Below are 19,370 nucleotides of genomic sequence, written 5' to 3'. Positions count from 1 at the left end.
TCAAATTAATTGTAATTCCATCTTGCCCGATAACCTCGATTATCGAGATGGGTAAAATTCCTCCCATACCCCAATCCAGCGGGCCACCAGGGATCGAGTTGTCGCTGCACTTCTCTGGGTGTCAGTCCACTGACCAAAAAATCAACACCATGTCCCTCTAAGTGGGTTGAACGCGTCGCACCACCAACAGCACGATTCACAAGCGGGGGTCGATACCAACTGGTAATAGTAATGGAGCGATTTCCCAAGCGTGATCTCACCTCTTCCATCTGTCGCGCCATAGCGATGATGTTATTTACAATGAGTTCATTAACCGGAATGCGAGTCCCGTTTTTTGTCGCTTCACCCCAGGTAAAGTTGCCATTGGGGATGATAGAGTCATCCGTTCCAACTTGTCCGCGTCCTGGTATTCGGAACAAAATCCCCCGGTTAACGGGTTCGGGTTCGTCCATTGGCGGAGAGTAGGTGGCAATTTTAAGCACATCAATGTGCCCTTCGTACACATACCAGTCCAGGCGATTGGAATCATTCTCAAGGGGATTCACTAACGTCACCAGTAGATGGATACCTCTTTCCTGGAAGTTTTTGACGGCGAGTTCTCGTCTGGCAACCGGGAATTTTTCGGAGTCGGGTAGGTCTTTGGCTTGTAAGGGTTTAGTCTTGAAAATGGTATCTTGCCTGACGACTAAGGTGGAGGTGTTGAGAACCTCGACGTGTCCTTTAAACACATACCATTCCGTGCGATCGCCCAGGGGATTGGCTAAGGTGACTTTAAGATGACCCTTCTGTTCCTGGTAACTTTTGAGTCCGAATTCTCCCTTAGGTACAGGGTACTTCTCGGAGTCGGCGAGTTCTGAAGACTGAATCGGTTGGGTTTTGAAAACTGTGTCGGTGGTTACAACTAAGGTTGCCATCTGTTTCTCTGGACGTAGCGGAATGTGACATTCACCTAGATTAGCACTAGAAATTCTCTAGTTTGACCATGTTAACTTTCATATAATTTTCTCTTGTGCTACTTTTTTCCCTGCTATCCTTTTCCCCTGCTACGGAACAGAATATTTTATTGAGTCAAGCCATGTTCAAGGGCATAACGGACTAACTCGGTACGGCTATTAGTTCCGGTTTTGCTAAACAAGCGACTGACATATTTCTCCACATTGCGGACACTGGTTTCCAGACGGCGAGCAATTTCTTTATTCATCAGCCCTTGGGCGACCAAATCCAAGACACTTTGCTCGCGTGGCGTAAAGTCGATGCGGATGGGCGGAGGGGTTTGTGAAATATTGCCCCGTTGAGCCAACATTTCCCGAATCGCGGTCAGCTCTTTCTCGATATTCCCTAAATCTGCCGTACCCGCCTTTTCCTGAGCAGTAGCCGCACGACGTTCTAGCAAATTCTCCACCATGGCGACCAATTCATCCGTATCAAAGGGTTTAGACAGATAGTAATCACAACCTGCCTGATAGCCTTGAATTCGGTCTGTGGTCATCCCTCTAGCCGTGAGAAATATCACCGGCAGTGATTTGAAGCGAGGGTCTTCTCGCAGCTTCTTGAGAAACTGATACCCATCGACTTGAGGCATCATAACGTCGGTAATTACCAGATCGGGAGTTTTTTGTTGCAACATTTGCCATGCATCATTGGCATTACTGGCAACATCGACGGTAAAACCACCCACCTCTTCTAAATAGGCTGGGACTGATTCCCGAATCCCCGGTTCGTCATCGACCAGTAACAGTTGTGCTGACATCTCTCACTTCCTTTACCCTTACTTATCCTAATTTAATGGAAATTGGGCATCAACGGAGTAGAACTGACAAGCTCAACCGAATAGTTGCTCACAACCCCTACCTCAAATTATTACTCCAGTCGGGGTAGAAAGCTTGAAGTGCTTCTATTCACGCCGTTTTTCTGGTTTTTCTTTCCCAAAAGAGAGTTAACTTTCTCCCTTACCCTCTTGAAAAGATTTCCACACAAGCGGACACTAAGACTTGAGAGTCTATCGGCATTCCAGAGGTGTTTCGTGAAAAGAGTATTAGGTATCATTCTCGGAGGTGGCGCGGGCACCCGCCTTTATCCATTGACCAAGTTGCGGGCTAAACCGGCTGTTCCCTTGGCGGGTAAATACCGCCTGATTGACATTCCGGTCAGTAACTGCATCAACTCCGAGATCTATCAAATTTACGTTCTTACCCAATTTAACTCAGCATCCTTAAATCGGCATATTGCCCGCGCTTATAACTTTGCTGGCTTTACCGATGGATTTGTGGAAGTCCTTGCTGCCCAACAAACCGCTGAAAATCCAAGCTGGTTTCAGGGAACAGCAGACGCAGTTCGTCAATACTTGTGGCTACTAGAGGAGTGGGATGTTGATGAATACATCATTCTATCCGGCGACCATCTCTATCGGATGGACTATCGCCATTTCGTGGAACACCACCGCCAAACTAAAGCCGATATCACCCTTTCTGTGGTGCCCATCGGTGAGAAACTGGCAAGCAGTTTTGGTTTGATGAAAATTGATCATACGGGCAGGGTGATTGATTTCAGTGAAAAACCCAAAGGTGATGCCCTCAAGCAAATGCAGGTGGATACGACGGTTTTAGGGTTGAAACCAGACGAGGCAAAGGAAAAACCCTATATTGCCTCGATGGGAATTTACGTCTTCAGCAAAGAGGCGTTGATCAAGTTGTTGCAAGCCAACCTGGAACAGACCGACTTTGGTAAAGAAATAATCCCCGGAGCATCGGCGGACCATAACGTTCAAGCCTATTTGTTCAACGACTATTGGGAAGACATTGGTACCATTGAAGCGTTCTATGATGCCAATCTAGCCTTAACTCGGCAACCCCAGCCGCCCTTTAGCTTCTATGACAAAGAGGCACCGATTTATACTCGCGCCCGTTATTTGCCTCCGACCAAACTTTTGGATAGTCATGTGACGCAATCGATTATTGGAGAAGGCTGTATTCTCAAAGATTGTCGTATCCATCACTCGGTATTGGGAGTTCGCTCTCGCATTGAAGCCGGTTGTGTGATTGAAGATACTCTGATCATGGGATGTGACTTCTACGAACCCTTTGCCGAACGTAAATCAGGTGTAGAGACTGGACGTGTGCCCTTAGGGATTGGTGAAGGAACCACAATTCGCCGTGCCATCATTGACAAAAACGCTCGCATTGGTCAGGATGTTCAAATTGTGAACAAAGATCGAGTCGAGGAAGCCGAACGTGAAAAACAAGGCTTTTTGATCCGCAGTGGCATTGTCGTTGTTCTCAAAAATGCTGTAATTCCCGATGGAACCGTCATTTAGGTCTTTATAGGGAAATGGGGACGGTAAAGTTGTCAATGACTGCCGCTTAATTCGTTGAAGCGGCAGCTTGGAAGAATCAGATTCCAACGTAAGCATTGTCTACCGCATGAGTTTCTAGATGGTACGCACCTCCGGATGTTTTCCTAGTTCGGAAATACTGCAAGACCTCTGATTGGGTCGCCTTAAGAGGGGACATCTTTCTAGAAATGGCGGTAAGGAACTAGTCACATTCATTGGATTATCTCCAAAATGCACAGTTCGGACTTCGGCGTGAGCGCTCAGTCGAACGCTTCGCTCACTGTAAAACGAGTGCCAGTAATTTCACCGGATGGGCGTCCACTGATGCCCACAAAACCCTCAAGAGCCAGACGTTGGCTTGGGAGAGGTTTGGCAAGAATCTATCCCAATGACCTGAATGTTTTTGCGATTCAACTGATCAATGAACCGTCTGGGTACGACACTCAAGACGTGGTTATTGGTATAGACCCTGGCAAACTGTTTAGCGGTGTTGGGGTTCAAAGTTCTAAAGCGACCCTGCTCAAGCTGCATTTAATTCTGCCGTTCCCCAATGTCACAAAAAAGATGACAGCAAGGCGGATACTTAGGAGAGCTAGACGTGGACGACGAATCAACCGCAAACTGCCTTATGACCAACGGTGTCATCGAGCCAAACGGTTTGATAATCGCAGGCAAGTAGAGACCAAACATGGACGGTCTCTACCTCCTAGCATCAGAGCGAACAGGCAGCTAGAGCTAAGGGTAGTCAGAGAAGCTCGTCGATTATTCCCTATATCCAACATCGTCTACGAGTACATCAAAGCTCGTGGTGACAAGGGTTTTAGTCCCGCAATGGTCGGGCAAAAAGTCATGCTGGAATGGTTAGAAAAAATTGCTCCTACTACCACTCAATTGGGTTGGCAAACATCTAATCTCAGACAATGGCTAAAGCTGGAAAAAGACAAAGCTAACAAGTCAAAAGCTTGTGAACAAACGCATAGTAACGACGGTGTAGCGCTTGCCGCCAGTCATTTTATTAAGTGGAAAGATTGGCATTCGAGCAATGCACAAGGAGGCTATTGGGAAGGGGAAGCTGCAATAACACCTGCTCCATTCAAGGTAGTAGCTAAACCTAATGTTTATAGGCGTCAGCTTCATTTTGAAAACCCAGATAGTAACAAACCCAACCCCAACCAATACCGTAAGCGCAAGGGTGGAACAATCACGCCCTTTGGTTTCCGTAGGGGTGACTTTGTTCAAGCTGAAAAGGCGGGGAAAGTGTACAGGGGTTGGGTGGGCGGACATACCGAAACAGCCAAGTCGAAAAATGTATCAGTCTATGACCATAACTGGAAAAGAATGGGGCAATTCTCCCCCAATAAAATCAAATTGCTTAAGCGCTCATGCAAATTATGCTCGGCTTAAAGGGAAGGGATTGGACGCCTCCATTCTTCCGGCGTCCCGCCCTGATGTGACTCGCGCCCGCCCCTACAACTATATTCCCTTAACTGGATAGCGGGAAATCCACACTCGTTGAGTCAGCCAAAGCTGAGCTAATTTTTAGATTAGCTACTATCCACAACTAATGTGGGTAGCAACGGTTTAGAGAAAGTGGCATGATGGGGAAAAATGCCATAGCTTCTCTATTTGAGGCTTCAGGTGTGGAAATTGCGATCGCGTGAGTGAGAAAGATCCGAACTTAAACCCAGGCTGAGGTTTGTTACTCTAGCTTTGAGGTAGAGAACTATTCGCCCAGTTTATCGATTAAATCCTTGGAGTAGAGGAGAAACCCTTCATGGCTGCAACTGACTATAAAGACTACTATGCCGTCCTGGGAGTTAGCAAGACGGCTAGTGCGGATGAAATTAAAAAGAGTTTTCGACGTCTGGCGCGGAAGTACCACCCAGACATGAACCCGGGTGACAAACAAGCTGAGGCTCGATTTAAAGAAGTTAACGAAGCCTACGAAGTCTTGTCTGACCCCGAAAAACGCAAGAAATACGATCAGTTTGGTCAGTACTGGAAGCAAGCAGGAGTTGGTGGGTATCCTGGAGCCGGGGGTGCCAATGTTGATTTCGGTAATTTTGATTTTGGTCAATACGGTAGTTTTGACGAGTTTATTAACGAACTTCTAGGGCGCTTTAATACAGCCGCTACAGGTACGCCAGGAAGTACGGGAACTCGTCGGACGTACACCTATCGTTCTACTCCGGGCGGAGCAACGGGTTCGGGTTTTAATAATGACTTTACCAGTGGCTTTGGTGGCTTTAACGATTTCTCTGGCTATGAAAATGGCAAAGCAGCAGCTGGGACTGATCGGGAAGCAACAATTACGTTGAGCTGGTCTGATGCTTTCCAGGGTACGCAAAAACGAATTAATTTGGGCAGTGAAGTCATCGAAGTGCGGATTCCGCCCGGTGCTAAACCAGGGAGTCGTGTTCGTGTTCGAGGCAAGGGTCAAGTGAGCCAATACAACCAGCAACGCGGTGATTTGTACTTGATTGTAGACTTAAAACCTCATGCCTTCTTCCAGTTCGAGGGCGATAACCTTCTGTGTGAAGTGCCAGTGATGCCCGATGAGGCAGTATTGGGTGCCACTATTGAGGTGCCGACTCCTGATGGGAAGGTCAGTGTTAATGTGCCAGCCGGGATTCGTTCGGGTCAATCTTTACGTTTGCGCGGTAAAGGCTGGACTCAACCTAAAGGTGGACGCGGTGACCAACTGGTGCGGATTATCATTGCTACACCAAAAGATATCACACCAGTTGAGCGAGAGTACTATGAAAAAATCCGGGCAAGCCGTCATTTTGATCCCCGCAGCTATTTGTCTCAGGTAAGTCTTTAGAGGGTGCTGGGAGAGTTTTGAGTTGTGAGTTTTGAGTTGCGATCCTTCATTACCTTCAAGGGCATGACGCCTCTGTTGTGTAGGGGCTCTTTTCACTATTTTTACCTCACAAAAGATGCGGCTAAACTCGCCCTGAGTGTTCCAGATGTAGCATTCTACGTCTGGAACACATCATCTCCCTCATCTCCGGAGTCCCCCCAGGGAATCTGAAGAAAGACATGGGTAATGCAGAGTTTTAGGGTACAGGGATGCAGGGTGCATCCTATTGTTTTTTTTGTAAAGATAAATAAACTTAACCCGATAGTAAATCAAAATAAGTAACGGATTTATAACGTTTTTTAAACTTATTCGTGGATTCAGTCACAATAGTGGGAAATTTATATTAGCTTATGATTAGATAGCTCAAAAACTGCATGTGTTGTCATATCATGTCCAATTGAACCTGTGAATCAAGGACAGACGCAGGAGTTGGGAGAGACGGAAACAAGCCGTGTTTTTTTTATTGGCAAAGTTTGACATGATATAACAACCAAGTTCAGTACATCTGGGAAAAAGAGTAGAGATAAATGGCGAGCGATAGCCAGATTAGAACAATCGCCTCACCACAGCTTCTGTGAAAACAGGGGGAAATTTGATTCAACGCTAGCCCAGAATTTGACGTGAGCGAATGAGGCTGACCCTTGTTTTAAACTCCCATCAAGTTTAACTATTTTTTACAGTCATTCCTCTAAATCCGAAAAATAAATAATAACTTGAGGGTTATGATCGAGAAAATGCCTCAATTTATCATCGAATTGGCATGAGTCAACTTATGAAAAAGTTCGATTTGAAAAAGTCCCAATGGATGAACAGTGCCAGAAAAAACTATCAGCCTGAAAAATTATCATGGACAGGCAATAGTCCGGAGCAACTAAAATGGATGCGGATATTGTATGAGACCCTTCCATGCATTTATTTCACCCTGAATTTTGATGGGGTGATTTTGGATGTAAGTCAGTTCGGTGCAGCATACTTGGGGTATGATTTTTGGGAATTAGTGCAAAAGCCAATTCATCGGCTTTTCGATCAAGACAGCCAATGCCAGTATCAAGCTTTATTGAGTAATCTAAGTAAACATCCCACTGAAATTCATCACTGGGAAACTCGGTTGATTGGTAAAGATGGCAGGATTGTTTGGGTTAAGGCAAGAACCCGTTTGCTGCCGATAACCGCCTCGAATTCGATCATTAGTCTCGTGTGTGAAGATATGACGACGGCTAAGTCACAAGCATTGCTCCCAACTCCTCTGAGCAATAATAATGAAGCTGTTTTAATCACCAATGACAAGGGTAATTTTACCTATATTTGTCCTCAGATCACCTCTATTTTTGGCTATTCTTTATCTGAAGTCCGCGCTCTGGGTAATATTACTAAACTGCTGGGCAACCTGCCCTTGAATTGGCAAGCTTTAGCGGCTACAGGGAAGGTTGGTAATATTGAGCTAGAAATTACCGATAAGACAGGCAAACCTCATACTTTAGTCGTTAATGTCAAGCAGGTTTCTATCCAGGAAGGGACAATACTTTATCGTTTGCGTGATATCAATCGCCAGTCTATTGAAGACAAATGGCAACCAAAAGCTGATCAGTTGGCGGATGGAGTAGCCGTTCCGACTATGGAACAACTGAGTGATAACCAATACACCCAAGACATTCTCCAAGAGAGTGAAGCCCGATTCCGCACCATGGCAGATAGCGCCCCTGTGCTGTTATGGATGTCCGGTACAGATGGGTTATGTACGTTTTTTAATCAAGGCTGGTTAAAATTTACCGGACGTAGTCTGGAGCAAGAATTGGGTAATGGTTGGGCTGAGGGGGTGCATTCCGATGACAAGTCAAGCTTAGAGACGTATCAGGAGGCGTTTAATGCTCGTCAAGGGTTTCGGATGGAATATCGCCTACGACGAGCAGATGGAGACTATCGCTGGATTTTAAATACAGGAACGCCACGATTTACCCCCAGTGGTCAGTTTTTAGGCTATATCGGATCTTGCATCGATATTACCGATCGCAAACAAACCGAAACAGCCGTGCAACAGCAATATCTGCGAGAGCGGTTAATTGGTGCGATCGCGCAACGGATTCACTATTCCTTAGACTTAGACGAAATTCTCAATACCACCGTCGCCGAAGTGCGGCAGATTTTGGCGTGCGATCGCGTACTTGTCTTTCGCCTCTATGAAGATGGAAGTGGTGTGGTAGAGGTTGAATCCGTGGGCTCTCAGTGGAAACCCATTTCCGGAACTGTGATCAATGATCGCTACTTTGCCGAAGACTATATCCATCTGTACCAAAAAGGGCGCGTCCAATCCGTCGAAGATATCTATAATGCTGGGTTAACCGACTGTCATATTGAATTACTCGCTCAATTCCAAGTGAGAGCAAACCTGGTTATCCCGATTGTCCATGAGGAACGCTTGTGGGGATTACTTGTGGCTCAACAGTGCCAAACCCCCCGCAAATGGCAACCGTGGGAAATTGAGTTGCTGCAAAATCTTTCCACTCATACGGCAGTTGCCATTCAACAATCGGAACTCTATCAGCAAGCTCAAACCGAAATCCACCAACGCCAGCAAGCAGAAGCCACGTTGCGACAACAGGTTCAGCGAGAGCAGTTAATCAGCGCAATTACTCAACGCATTCGTCAGTCGCTGAACTTAGAGGACATTCTCGAACGCACCGTGGCGGAAGTACGCCAGGTTCTGCAAACGCATCGGGTGATTATTTTGCGCTTCAATCCCGACTGGAGTGGCAAGGTGGTTGTCGAATCCGTAGATTCACGCTGGTGTTCAATTTTAGGCAACCAGATTTATGACCCCTGTTTTGAAAAAAACTACCTCTCACTCTACCAACAAGGTCGCGTGAGAACCCTGGATGATATCTATGGGGCTAATCTGAGCCAGTGTTATATTAACTTACTCGCCAAATACCAGGTACGGGCTAACCTGGTTGTGCCAATTGTCCACAGTGAAAAACTACTACCCATCCCACAATCCCAACTCAATGTCTCAACACCAACTCAAAGCCCAACGCGCTTGTGGGGACTGCTGATTGCCCATCACTGTAATGCACCCCGGAAATGGCAATCCTTTGAAATTGACTTACTCGACGGGTTAGCTTCTCAGGTTGCTATTGCCATTCAACAAAGCCAACTGTACGAACAGGCAAAATCTCTGTTCTGGCGAGAGCGAGTCCTTAATCAAGTCACTCAAGCCATCCGCTGTTCATTGGACTTAACCACAGTTTTTGAGACAACCGTCCGCGAGATTGGCGAACTATTACCCGTTGATCTTGCCCAAATTGTACAATATTTGCCAGAGAGCCAGTGCTGGTTATCCGTGGCAGAATATCGCCGCTCTCCAGAGGATCGCAGTAATCTGGGACTGGAAATTCCGGATCAAGATCATCCCCTAGCTGAACGGCTCAAGCAATTAGAAATTATTAGGGAGGATAGGAGTACATTTAGCCAAGGCTTAGCTGAAGACTTGCCGGGAGCTTGGTTATGGGTTCCCTTGCACTTCAATTCTCAGATATTAGGGAGTTTAGCCTTAGGTAAAACCAGTCATCCCGACTCCTGGGAAAACTCAGAGGTAGAATTAATCGCCGCCATTGCCGACCAAGTCGCGATCGCGATCGGTCAAAGTCAACTGTACCATCAGGCTCAGTATCACCTCAAACGAGAACAAGCGATCAATCACCTAACTCACGCGATTCGTTGCTCACTCGACTTAGAAACGATTTTTTCTACCGCTACCCAAGAAATTGAGAGCCTTTTGCAAGTGGATCGCGCTCAAATTATCCAGTATATTCCCGAACGCCAACTCTGGGTAAATGTAGCGGAGTCGTGTCGCGATGAATGTTTGCCCAAAGTCTTGGGTGTAGAAATTCCCGATGAAAATAATCCCTTGGCTGAACGACTCAAAGGCTTAGAAGTGGTGCGGATCAACGATACCCGCTGTTTGGCAGACACAACCAATACAGCCGTCGCGCAACAGTTTCCTGGGGCGTGGTTGTTAGTTCCCCTGCACTGTGGTAACTCAGTTTGGGGCGCCTTAGGACTGATGATGGATAATCGAACCTACGATTGGCAAAACGCCGAGGTAGAGTTAATGTGTACCATCGCCGATCAATTAGCGATCGCACTCCAACAAGCGGAACTCTATGAAAAAAGTCGCAGGGCACAAGCCAAAGCCTTAACCCACGCCCAACAGCTTGAGCAAACCCTCTCCCAACTCCAGAAAACCCAAGCGCAGTTGGTGCAAAGTGAAAAAATGTCCAGCTTAGGACAGTTAGTCGCGGGAGTTGCCCATGAAATCAATAATCCAGTTAACTTTATTTATGGTAATTTAGTCCACGCCAGTGACTATGCCACCGATCTTTTAGGTTTAATCGAACTCTATCAACAGCAATATCCCCAACTCACGCCAGAAATCCAGTCAGAAATGGAAGCCATCGATCTGGAATTTTTAGTCGAAGACTTGCCCAAACTTCTGGATTCCATGAAAGTTGGAGCGGAGCGGATTTGTGAAATTGTCTACTCCCTGCGAAATTTTTCCCGTATCGCTGAAGCCGATATGAAAGCCGTAGATATTCATGAGGGCATTAATAGTACCCTGATGATTCTGCGAAACCGACTCAAAGCACGGGGTGATAATCCGGGTATTCAGGTGATTCAAGAATACGGTAATCTGCCGCAGGTTGAATGTTACGCGGGACAAATGAATCAAGTGTTTATGAATTTGCTAGTCAATGCCATTGATGCCATTGATGAGCAAAATAAAAATCGGTCATTGGATGATATTAAAGCCAATCCTAGTACAATTCGAGTGCAGACTGAACTCTTAGATAACCAAGCGGTGGCGATCCGAATTATCGATAATGGTCCCGGAATGACGGAGGAGGTTAAGCAACAGCTATTTCATCCTTTCTTTACGACTAAACCGGTGGGGACGGGGACAGGTTTAGGATTATCGATTAGCTATCAAATTGTAGTTGAAAAACATAACGGTCGGCTTTTGTGTCAGAGTAAGTTAGGACAGGGAACAGAGTTTGTGGTTCAGATTCCAGTGCGTCAACATCTGGGTAAGGGTTGATACCGAGTTGGGCTCAAACATAGTAGAAAAGCAGGGGAAGCAATGTAGAGACGCGCCATGGCGCGTCTGGAAGCAGGGGAAGCAGGGGAAGCAGGGGAGGCAGGGGAGGCAGGGGAGGCAGGGGAGGCAGGGGAGGCAGGGGAAGCAGGGGAAGCAGGGGAAGCAGGGGAAGCAGGGGAAGCAGGGGAAGCAGGGGAAGCAGGGGAAGCAGGGGAAGCAGGGGAAGCAGGGGAAGCAGGGGAAGCAGGGGAGACAGGGGAAGCAGGGGAAGCAGGGGAGGCAGGGGGAGAGAAAGTTATATCTTTGAATGCAACTTGGTATGAAAGGGTAGAAGGGTATTTACAAAGACGCTTGATTTTCAATCAGGACTCTCGCCGCTACTTGTAGAGATGGATAGTCCAATTCGGGATGACCGTTGAGGTAGTATTTATCCTCTACCGATTCACAGATAGTACCCAGGATTGTTCCATCAAAAGCAAGGACTTGCCAAACCTGCCTAACCTGATTGGGTTGGAATCCCTGCAATACGGTACTCCAGTTATTTTTATCAATAGTTTGAACCTTGATTGTATCTTCCATTTGGTAGACTCCTCTGGTATAGTAGGCAGCAATCTGATTCAGTAATATCGCTAAAAAACTCTATCCAAATTTAAGATTATGGATAGGAATCCTAACCTGATTCTGTTGAATTGAATTCAATGACTTGGCGCAAAATTTTCTATTTATCGTTAGCAACAGTTGCTCGTCTATTTCATCGCTCGTAATAACACAGAACCCAGAGGACGAGCAACTAATCAAGGAGCGAGATCACCTTCTCCATCTCCGCATTTGGAGATAAGAATGAAAACAAATGTTTAAAGCGGAGTTTACCTTGGTTATCGACTAGAAACTGAGCAGGTAAAGGCGCTCCCAGTGCTTGACCAACTTGATAGGTTTGAAAGGTGCGACAACTCGGATCACTCAACAGGGGTATTTTTAATCCTAAATCCTTGACCACTGTTTTGCTTTGCTGAGGATCAGTACTCGTTATCATTAACACCTCTACCCCCTTCTGGGTAAATTGCTCGTATTGCTCATTCATCGCCTGAATATGAGGATAGCAAAGGGGGCAATATTGCTTTTCGGTAAAAATGCGGGTAAACGCCAGTAGAACAGGTTGCTGTTCTCGGTAACTCGATAATCTCACCTGGCGATTATTTGTGATGTCCGGTAGTTCAAAATCTGGAGTCAATTGTCCTAATCTCAACGGATTAGTAGCCGGGATGGGAAAAAAATTACGCAGAAAACGCTCGTTAAATAAACCCCTAAAGTCAGTTGATGTTAGCATTGGCTTCACCTGATCCAACAACTTATTTTATCGCAAAAGGTAGCCGTTAAAGAAAGTCCTAACCGTTACGACGGAAGCTATAACGGCAAAGGGCGCACGGGGCGTGCGCCCATACCAGATAGGTGGGTAAGCGGTGAAGTACCCCAACTTGCTTCGCTCTTATTTGGGGTTTCCAACTTAGCTAAACAAGGACGGTCTTATTCGTTTTCGGGATTTCCCGTCTCATTCGCCGATGCCACGTTGGGTACTTTCTAATTCCTAAAAACAGAAAGTCCAGAACTCAATCTGTTAAACGGCTGAGAAGTAAACCTTGGACTTAACGGGATCGGGAACCATGGTTTTGTCTCCGGGTTGCCAACCTTGAGGGCAAACTTCATCTGGATGCGCCTGAACGTATTGAGTCGCTTTCAGAGTCCGCAACACTTCGTCTACATTCCGACCGAAAGAGAGGTTGTTGATGGTCGAATGCTGGATAATGCCATCTTTGTCGATAATAAATAATCCTCGCAGAGCTACACCTGCATCTGGGTCAAGGACGTTGTAAGCGGTGCTGATTTCTTTCTTGATATCAGATACCAGAGGATAATTCAGATCACCCACACCACCACTCTTGCGATCGGTTTGAATCCAAGCTAGGTGAGAGAATTCACTGTCCACGGAGATACCGAGAACCTGAGTGCCAACTTCTTTAAATTCACTAAAGCGATCGCTAAATGCTGTAATCTCTGTGGGACAGACAAAGGTGAAGTCTAGCGGATAGAAGAATATGACTACATATTGACCCCGGTAGTCAGACAGCTTGATGGTCTTAAATTCTTGATCGACAACCGCCGTCGCACTGAAGTCAGGAGCCGGTTGACCAACTCGCAGACATCCTTCCATGAAATTATCCTCCTTGAATGCTTTGGTGTATACGTTCGCCATAGGTGATCGTGGGCGGTAAAGTTTTGACAACTTTACCGCCGTCAATAAACACAAATTGTTTACGAACTGTTACGACTATATCATAGTCATAACGATTTTGAGAAAGCACGACGGCAGAAGGATGAATTATGAAGTCGAGGTATTTTAGACAGGCAAGTGCCGTCTCACAATCCACCGATATCCGCTAAACTAGGCTATTTTAAGCAACATTGTTGGGTTTCTTGGCTTGATCAGCCTTGTAGAAGCGACGCGGAAGGTTCTGCGACAACGGGTTGGGTGCTATTGGGAGAAAAAAGTTGTGGTGAATTATTTGGATCGGCGGGAATGGCTGCTTACGAATGGATTAGGCAGTTTTGCCAGTGGTACAGTTTGCGATGCTCGCACTCGCACGTATCACGGCTGGTTGATTGCGGCACTCGATCCGCCTAGGCGTCGGACGTTGTTATTCTCTCATCTGGATACTAGTCTGGAGGTATCTGGCAAGATTTGGGCGCTTTCAACCAATTTCTGGAATGGGGGTAAGACGATTGATCCGGTAGGATATCAATTTCTGCGCTCCTTTGAAACCGATCCTGTTCCTCAGTGGGTTTGGGGACATCAGCAGTGGCAATTGACGCGCCAACTGGTTATGCCTTACGGGTTAGTTGAGGATGAGCAAACCCGCCAATTTCATCACCGGATTCTGATTCAGTATTCCTATCAAGGTAGTGATGTGGCAACATTAAGGCTACGACCCCTAATTGCCGATCGCGACTTTCACCACCAGCAATTTGAGCAAGAAAATTTACAATTCTCGCAATTAGTCGGACATCAATGCCTTTACCTGCAAGCCATGCGTCCGAGTCAAGTGGGTACGCCTTGGCAGTTGGGGTGGAGTGCAGGCGAGTATCAACCCGATGAATTGTGGTATCGGAATTATTACTATCCTGAAGAAAATCAACGTGGGTTAGGCGATCGCGAAGATCTGTATAGTCCTGGTTATCTTACTATTTCTCTAGAACCGGGCGCAACCGTTACGCTGGAAGCGCGGGTGGGATGTCCTCAAGATACGGCAGAGCTCCAGTTAAATGCTCAAGTGTTTGAGGCGGCGGTGCAAGGGGAACAAGACAGACAAAATCAGTTAGTGGCTATAGCGAGGGGAGCTGGGGGAGCTGGGGGAGCTGGGGGAGCTGGGGGAGCTGAGGGAGCTGGGGACGATGAAATTAGATATCCATCTGTGATGAGATCGCACCAAGAGTGGGAGACGATTTGGCGTCAGTTACTCAAAGCTGGGGATCAATTTATTGCCTGGTGCGCCTCCATTAGTAGTCCAACGGTGATGGCTGGCTATCCCTGGTTTAATGATTGGGGGCGGGATACACTGATCGCTTTGCCCGGATTGACATTAGCTACAGGGCGTTTTAGTTTGGCAAAGGGATTACTCCAAACCTTTGGTAGTTATTGTCGTGATGGTTTAATTCCAAATACCTTTCCCGATGTGGAGAGTGAACCGATTTATAACAGTATTGATGCGTCTCTGTGGTGGCTGGAAACCTTGGGATTGTATTTGGAAATTACCCAAGATTGGGATTTTTTGATTCAGCAATATCCAACAGTCCGAAAAATCTACAAAGCTTATACCGCAGGCACCCGTTACAATATTCAAGTTGACGCGGTGGATGGACTCTTAACCTGGGAAGCGCCCGATGTGGCGATTACGTGGATGGATGTGGTGCTGGATGGTCAACCGATTACACCCCGTCAGGGAAAAGCGATTGAAATTAATGCGCTTTGGTATTCGGCGTTGTGTTGGATTGCTAAATGGACTGAAAAAATGGCGACGGGTGCGGTTAAGGATCGGGTGCGTTTGTTACACCAGAATCAACATTATCTCAAGCAAGCACAACAGGTGAAAACTTCGTTGCAAAAGTTTTGGAATCCAGAGCAAAAATACTTCTATGACACCATAGAACCCGATGATCACCGCAATACCCAAATTCGCCCCAATGCGGTAGTGGCGCTGTCTCTGTATCATTGTGGTTTTGAGTCGAATCAGGGGCGACAGGTGTTACAAGTAGCACGCGATCGCTTGTTAACTCCCTACGGTTTGCGAAGTCTTGACCCGGCTGACCCTGAGTATATTGGTTATTATGGTGGCGATCGCTGGCATCGGGATAGTGCTTATCACCAGGGAACGGTTTGGAGTTGGTTGATTGGATCGTTTAGTCGGGCGTGGAAACGCTTCTACCCCACAGAACCCCTTCCCTTTGACTGGAAACCTTTACTGGATCATCTACAGCACCAAGCTTGTCTGGGGTCTATTTCCGAGATTTTCGATGGAGACAAACCCCATCTCCCCCAAGGCGCGATCGCTCAAGCTTGGTCTGTGGCAGAATTAATCCGTTGCTTTAGGGAACAGGGAAATAAGTGGTAAAAATTAATGTTAATGGCGAGGCTCGTCATTTGTTATTTATCATTTGTCATTTGTCGGGGCGGGTTTAGGGACTTCATTCACTTTGTTCCCATTAACTGAACAACAAAACCCGCCCTAACCCCACTGATAAAAGGCTGGTGGGCAATGCCCACCCTACGGCATATCAATGCAAAATAAAAGTTAACGGTGGATATCGTCATAATTATATTATAATATAGATTTGCCGTAATTAATTAACTGTTTTTTTTTACTTTATATCAAACAATAAACAACCATGAAAGTCGCTGTTTTCAATACCAAATCCTACGACCGAAATTTTCTAGAAACTGCCAACGCGAATTATAATCATGACCTAGTGTTTTTTGAACCCCGCCTGACTCAGGAAACCACAGCATTAGCAGCAGGGTTTCCGGCGGTATGCGTGTTTATCAATGATCAGCTTGATAAAATAACCTTGCGACTGCTTGCAGAACAGGGGACAAAGCTGATTGCCACACGTTCTGCGGGGTTCAACCATATCGATTTAAATGCGGCGGCTGATTTAGGCATAACTGTGGTGCGAGTTCCAGCCTATTCACCTTATGCTGTCGCTGAACATACCGTCGGACTCATTTTAACCCTTAACCGTAAAATTCATCGCGCTTATAACCGAGTGCGAGAAGGAAATTTTTCCCTCGATGGATTCATAGGATTTGATTTACATGGGCGAACGGTAGGGATTGTCGGTACGGGCAAAATTGGTTTCCTAGTTGCCAAGATTTTGCAGGGATTTGGGTGTCAATTATTGACCTATGACTTGTATACAAATCCTGATTGTGAAGCATTGGGGGTCAAATATGTCGATCTCCCAGAACTCTTCGCGACTTCAGATATTATCTCCCTGCATTGTCCCTTAACCCCTCAAACCCATCACCTGATCAATGCTCAATCGTTGACGCAAATGAAACCGGGCGTTATGCTGATCAACACCAGTCGCGGCGCACTGATTGATACGCGAGCCGTTATTGATGCGCTCAAGTCTCGGAAAATTGGCTATCTGGGTTTAGATGTTTACGAACAAGAATCCAATTTATTCTTTGAAGATTTGTCTACAGAAGTGATTGAAGATGATGTTTTTCAACGGCTATTAACATTCCCAAACGTTTTGATTACAGGTCATCAAGCATTTTTTACTGAAGATGCTTTACAAAATATTGCCCAGACAACATTATCGAACATTACAGATATTGAATCAGGTCGCCCTTGTGATAATCAAGTGAGCGCCCAGCGGGTTGTTGCAACTAAATCTTAATTAACCGAGGACAGGAAAATTTTCCTCTACAGTCGTTTCCAAGTTGATGTAATACAATAAAGTAAGAGTATAATAGGGCTGACTCATGGCTACTGTATAACATAGTGTTAGCACCTGCTATACGCACTCCTAACTTCCCTTTACCCTATTTTCTGTTCCTTGAGCCATCAAAAGTTTATGAAGTAAATTTTAAAGAAAATGGCTTGTCAGGTCAGATCCCATGGGTTAATATAACTATTTTGGGGAGTTGACCATGACTAGCAAAAGATTGATGTTAAGGCTAAAGTGATTAGTTCGCATCAGGGAACATAGGGCAACTAATTAAATCACCCAGTTAAATCGGGAGCAAAAGATGGAAAAATATAAACATTTTTTGTGCTAATGTACAGCACAGCAATTGTTTTTTTGTGGAAAAATAAAAACAGTTAATCAAACTCAACGTCCAGAGTAAACGTTTGTCCATAAACTGACTGACAAACGAGTTTAATTCCTGTTGAACAATCTAACTCCCTTTTGGGGCAATACTTTCTGATGAAATCTTTAACGGCAACGTTAGGAAGCTATGATTGGCTTATAAGCACGCTTATTGCTACATTATTTTTCACGGGAACTTCATCGGTCACCGCCCAAGAAATTAGGAATCAAGCTTCGGCGTCCGGTGATAATTTACCAGGTACAGGTATTGTTAACTCTAATCAAACCTCCTTGGTGGCGGGTCAGGCGGCTCTAGAGCTAATTAAAACAGCAGATAGGGCAGCGGCTGAACCCGGAGATACGGTTGTTTATCGCCTCGCCCTGAGAAACACCGGTCAATCCGCCGCCAGTAGTATTGTGCTGGCGGACAGATTGCCCTTGGGCGTGCGATTTTTGCCGGAGTCGTTGCAAGGTTCGATTACAACAGGCACCAACACAGAACCTGTGACATTACCTCCAGCAGAGCGTAATGAACGAAATGTCGAGTTTACCTATCCCCGCTTAGAACCCAATCAAACCCTCAATGTTATCTATGCTGCCGTAATCACACCGGATGCGATTCGGGGGGATGGTCGAAATGTCGCCCAGGAACGACGCAGTAATATTGCCAGCTTTTTGATGCGGATTCGACCGGGAATTTTATCCGATTGCGGCACAGTCGTGGGGCGGGTGTTCGTGGATAAAAACTTTGATGGCGAACAGCAACCGGGAGAACCGGGAGTTCCCAATGCAGTGATTTACATGGATGATGGTAACCGGATTACTACAGATGCCAATGGCTTGTTTTCATTGGCTAACGTTATCGCCGGTAATCGCAGTGGGACTCTGGATTTGAGCAGTTTGCCCGGATACAGCCTTGCGCCGAATCTCTATTTCATCGAAGGGAATAGTCAATCTCGCTTGGTGCGACTTTCACCGGGGGGGATGGCGCGAATGAACTTTGCGGTGACACCGGCTTACGGGGAGGAGCAGTGATGAAAAATACTCAATATCAGAACCGTTGGGAGGACGCGAGTCAACCCAAAAGACTGAGATTCAGGCTTTATTTTTCGTTACTTAAAGGTATCGATGATCACAGGGTTTCAGGTAAAGGATGGTTTTCCTCGATTTCTGTAGGGTTGCTGGTGATTCTAATTGGGATAATTGGCATCATTCCAGGAGCGAAAGCCGATGAATTGTCCCAGGAACGGGAAAAAGGAGACTGGCAACGGGAAGATGTCAATGCTTCCCAGGAAGCTGTTGGTCAATTAATCCGGGGTCAGACCCCTCCCCACCTCTCCCGACGCCTCTCCTACAAGAAGAGGGAAGCGGAAGATAATACCCTGTCCGAAAGTATTGCACAATCCCATAGCCGTGAGGACTTTGGCTCAATTGAACCGGCTCGGATGGAATCGCCCTTAGACCCTTTACCCAATATGACTGGGGATGAGGGAGCCGAGGAGCCGAGGAGCCAATCTGTAGGGGCGGGTTTAACTGATAACCTTACCCAAGAAACCGATAACTTGACTAAACCCGCCCGGTTTGATCAATCTGTAGGGGCGGGTTTAACTGATAACCTTACCCAAGAAACCGATAACTTGACTAAACCCGCCCAGTTTGATCAATCTGTAGGGGCGGGTTTAACTGATAACCTTACCCAAGAAACCGATAACTTG

13 protein-coding genes and 1 pseudogene are annotated in these 19,370 nt (G+C 46.3%); 9 read left to right on the top strand and 5 right to left on the bottom strand.

Annotated features, from left to right (window positions below; all coding sequences use genetic code 11):
* Positions 1 to 5: 5 nt before the first annotated feature.
* Together RLO19_RS05790 and RLO19_RS05785 are read right to left on the bottom strand one after the other, a co-directional pair.
* Positions 6 to 914, bottom strand: a complete 909-nt coding sequence (locus RLO19_RS05790) for a D-Ala-D-Ala carboxypeptidase family metallohydrolase (RefSeq protein WP_446354644.1) — start codon at positions 912 to 914, stop codon at positions 6 to 8.
* Between the two features lie 146 nt (positions 915 to 1,060).
* Positions 1,061 to 1,750: a response regulator transcription factor gene (locus RLO19_RS05785; RefSeq protein WP_446354642.1), complete on the bottom strand. Its 690-nt coding sequence runs from the start codon at positions 1,748 to 1,750 to the stop codon at positions 1,061 to 1,063.
* Between the two features lie 273 nt (positions 1,751 to 2,023).
* Here RLO19_RS05785 and RLO19_RS05780 point away from each other — a divergent pair, with 273 nt between their 5' ends.
* From RLO19_RS05780 to RLO19_RS05760, 5 genes are all read left to right on the top strand, one after another.
* Positions 2,024 to 3,313 carry a glucose-1-phosphate adenylyltransferase gene (locus RLO19_RS05780; protein WP_446354640.1) on the top strand — a complete coding sequence of 430 codons (1,290 nt, stop codon included), beginning with the start codon at positions 2,024 to 2,026 and terminating at the stop codon, positions 3,311 to 3,313.
* A gap of 249 nt (positions 3,314 to 3,562) precedes the next feature.
* On the top strand, positions 3,563 to 4,735 hold the full coding sequence (locus tag RLO19_RS05775) for an RRXRR domain-containing protein (protein WP_446354638.1): 1,173 nt from the start codon (positions 3,563 to 3,565) through the stop codon (positions 4,733 to 4,735).
* A 370-nt stretch (positions 4,736 to 5,105) separates the two neighbouring features.
* Positions 5,106 to 6,155 (top strand): DnaJ C-terminal domain-containing protein, encoded by a 1,050-nt coding sequence (locus RLO19_RS05770; protein ID WP_446354637.1) that lies wholly within the window; start codon positions 5,106 to 5,108, stop codon positions 6,153 to 6,155.
* A gap of 811 nt (positions 6,156 to 6,966) precedes the next feature.
* Positions 6,967 to 11,286 (top strand): GAF domain-containing protein, encoded by a 4,320-nt coding sequence (locus RLO19_RS05765; RefSeq protein ID WP_446354635.1) that lies wholly within the window; start codon positions 6,967 to 6,969, stop codon positions 11,284 to 11,286.
* 57 nt (positions 11,287 to 11,343) lie between these two features.
* On the top strand, positions 11,344 to 11,673 hold the full coding sequence (locus RLO19_RS05760) for a hypothetical protein (protein WP_446354633.1): 330 nt from the start codon (positions 11,344 to 11,346) through the stop codon (positions 11,671 to 11,673).
* On the opposite strand, the gene RLO19_RS05755 is transcribed toward RLO19_RS05760, so the two are convergent.
* The 3 genes from RLO19_RS05755 to RLO19_RS05745 all read right to left on the bottom strand — a co-directional run bounded on the left by RLO19_RS05755 (position 11,626) and on the right by RLO19_RS05745 (position 13,495).
* Complete coding sequence (locus RLO19_RS05755; protein ID WP_446354631.1) at positions 11,626 to 11,865, bottom strand: hypothetical protein; 240 nt, start codon at positions 11,863 to 11,865, stop codon at positions 11,626 to 11,628. The two genes, RLO19_RS05760 and RLO19_RS05755, sit on opposite strands and share 48 nt — an antisense overlap.
* A gap of 211 nt (positions 11,866 to 12,076) precedes the next feature.
* Positions 12,077 to 12,613, bottom strand: coding sequence for a peroxiredoxin family protein (locus tag RLO19_RS05750; protein WP_446354630.1), 537 nt, complete (start codon positions 12,611 to 12,613; stop codon positions 12,077 to 12,079).
* 288 nt (positions 12,614 to 12,901) lie between these two features.
* Entirely contained in the window at positions 12,902 to 13,495 is a 594-nt protein-coding gene (locus tag RLO19_RS05745) for a peroxiredoxin (RefSeq protein WP_446337396.1), read from the bottom strand.
* A 343-nt stretch (positions 13,496 to 13,838) separates the two neighbouring features.
* On the opposite strand from RLO19_RS05745, the gene RLO19_RS05740 reads away from it, so the two are divergent.
* From RLO19_RS05740 to RLO19_RS05725, 4 genes and pseudogenes are all read left to right on the top strand, one after another.
* Positions 13,839 to 15,950 carry an amylo-alpha-1,6-glucosidase gene (locus tag RLO19_RS05740; RefSeq protein ID WP_446354703.1) on the top strand — a complete coding sequence of 704 codons (2,112 nt, stop codon included), beginning with the start codon at positions 13,839 to 13,841 and terminating at the stop codon, positions 15,948 to 15,950.
* Between the two features lie 274 nt (positions 15,951 to 16,224).
* The gene (locus RLO19_RS05735; RefSeq protein ID WP_446354628.1) at positions 16,225 to 17,241 is read left to right on the top strand and encodes a 2-hydroxyacid dehydrogenase; all 1,017 of its coding nucleotides are present in this window, start codon (positions 16,225 to 16,227) and stop codon (positions 17,239 to 17,241) included.
* 531 nt (positions 17,242 to 17,772) lie between these two features.
* On the top strand, positions 17,773 to 18,690 hold the full coding sequence (locus RLO19_RS05730) for a hypothetical protein (protein ID WP_446354626.1): 918 nt from the start codon (positions 17,773 to 17,775) through the stop codon (positions 18,688 to 18,690).
* Positions 18,690 to 19,370: pseudogene (locus RLO19_RS05725) on the top strand (hypothetical protein); the annotation flags it as partial. The gene RLO19_RS05730 and the pseudogene RLO19_RS05725, both read left to right, overlap by 1 nt.

It is taken from the genome of Coleofasciculus sp. G2-EDA-02, assembly GCF_040226375.1.
GTDB lineage: Bacteria > Cyanobacteriota > Cyanobacteriia > Cyanobacteriales > Coleofasciculaceae > Coleofasciculus.
This window is presented reverse-complemented; position numbering and strand designations above follow the sequence as displayed.

Coding starts and splice junctions, on each gene's coding strand:
- RLO19_RS05790 (WP_446354644.1), bottom strand. CDS start 914: ATGGCAACCTTAGTTGTAACCACCGACACAGTTTTCAAAACCCAACCG.
- RLO19_RS05785 (WP_446354642.1), bottom strand. CDS start 1,750: ATGTCAGCACAACTGTTACTGGTCGATGACGAACCGGGGATTCGGGAA.
- RLO19_RS05775 (WP_446354638.1), top strand. CDS start 3,563: ATGCACAGTTCGGACTTCGGCGTGAGCGCTCAGTCGAACGCTTCGCTC.
- RLO19_RS05770 (WP_446354637.1), top strand. CDS start 5,106: ATGGCTGCAACTGACTATAAAGACTACTATGCCGTCCTGGGAGTTAGC.
- RLO19_RS05765 (WP_446354635.1), top strand. CDS start 6,967: ATGAAAAAGTTCGATTTGAAAAAGTCCCAATGGATGAACAGTGCCAGA.
- RLO19_RS05760 (WP_446354633.1), top strand. CDS start 11,344: ATGGCGCGTCTGGAAGCAGGGGAAGCAGGGGAAGCAGGGGAGGCAGGG.
- RLO19_RS05755 (WP_446354631.1), bottom strand. CDS start 11,865: ATGGAAGATACAATCAAGGTTCAAACTATTGATAAAAATAACTGGAGT.
- RLO19_RS05750 (WP_446354630.1), bottom strand. CDS start 12,613: ATGCTAACATCAACTGACTTTAGGGGTTTATTTAACGAGCGTTTTCTG.
- RLO19_RS05745 (WP_446337396.1), bottom strand. CDS start 13,495: ATGGAAGGATGTCTGCGAGTTGGTCAACCGGCTCCTGACTTCAGTGCG.
- RLO19_RS05735 (WP_446354628.1), top strand. CDS start 16,225: ATGAAAGTCGCTGTTTTCAATACCAAATCCTACGACCGAAATTTTCTA.
- RLO19_RS05730 (WP_446354626.1), top strand. CDS start 17,773: ATGAAATCTTTAACGGCAACGTTAGGAAGCTATGATTGGCTTATAAGC.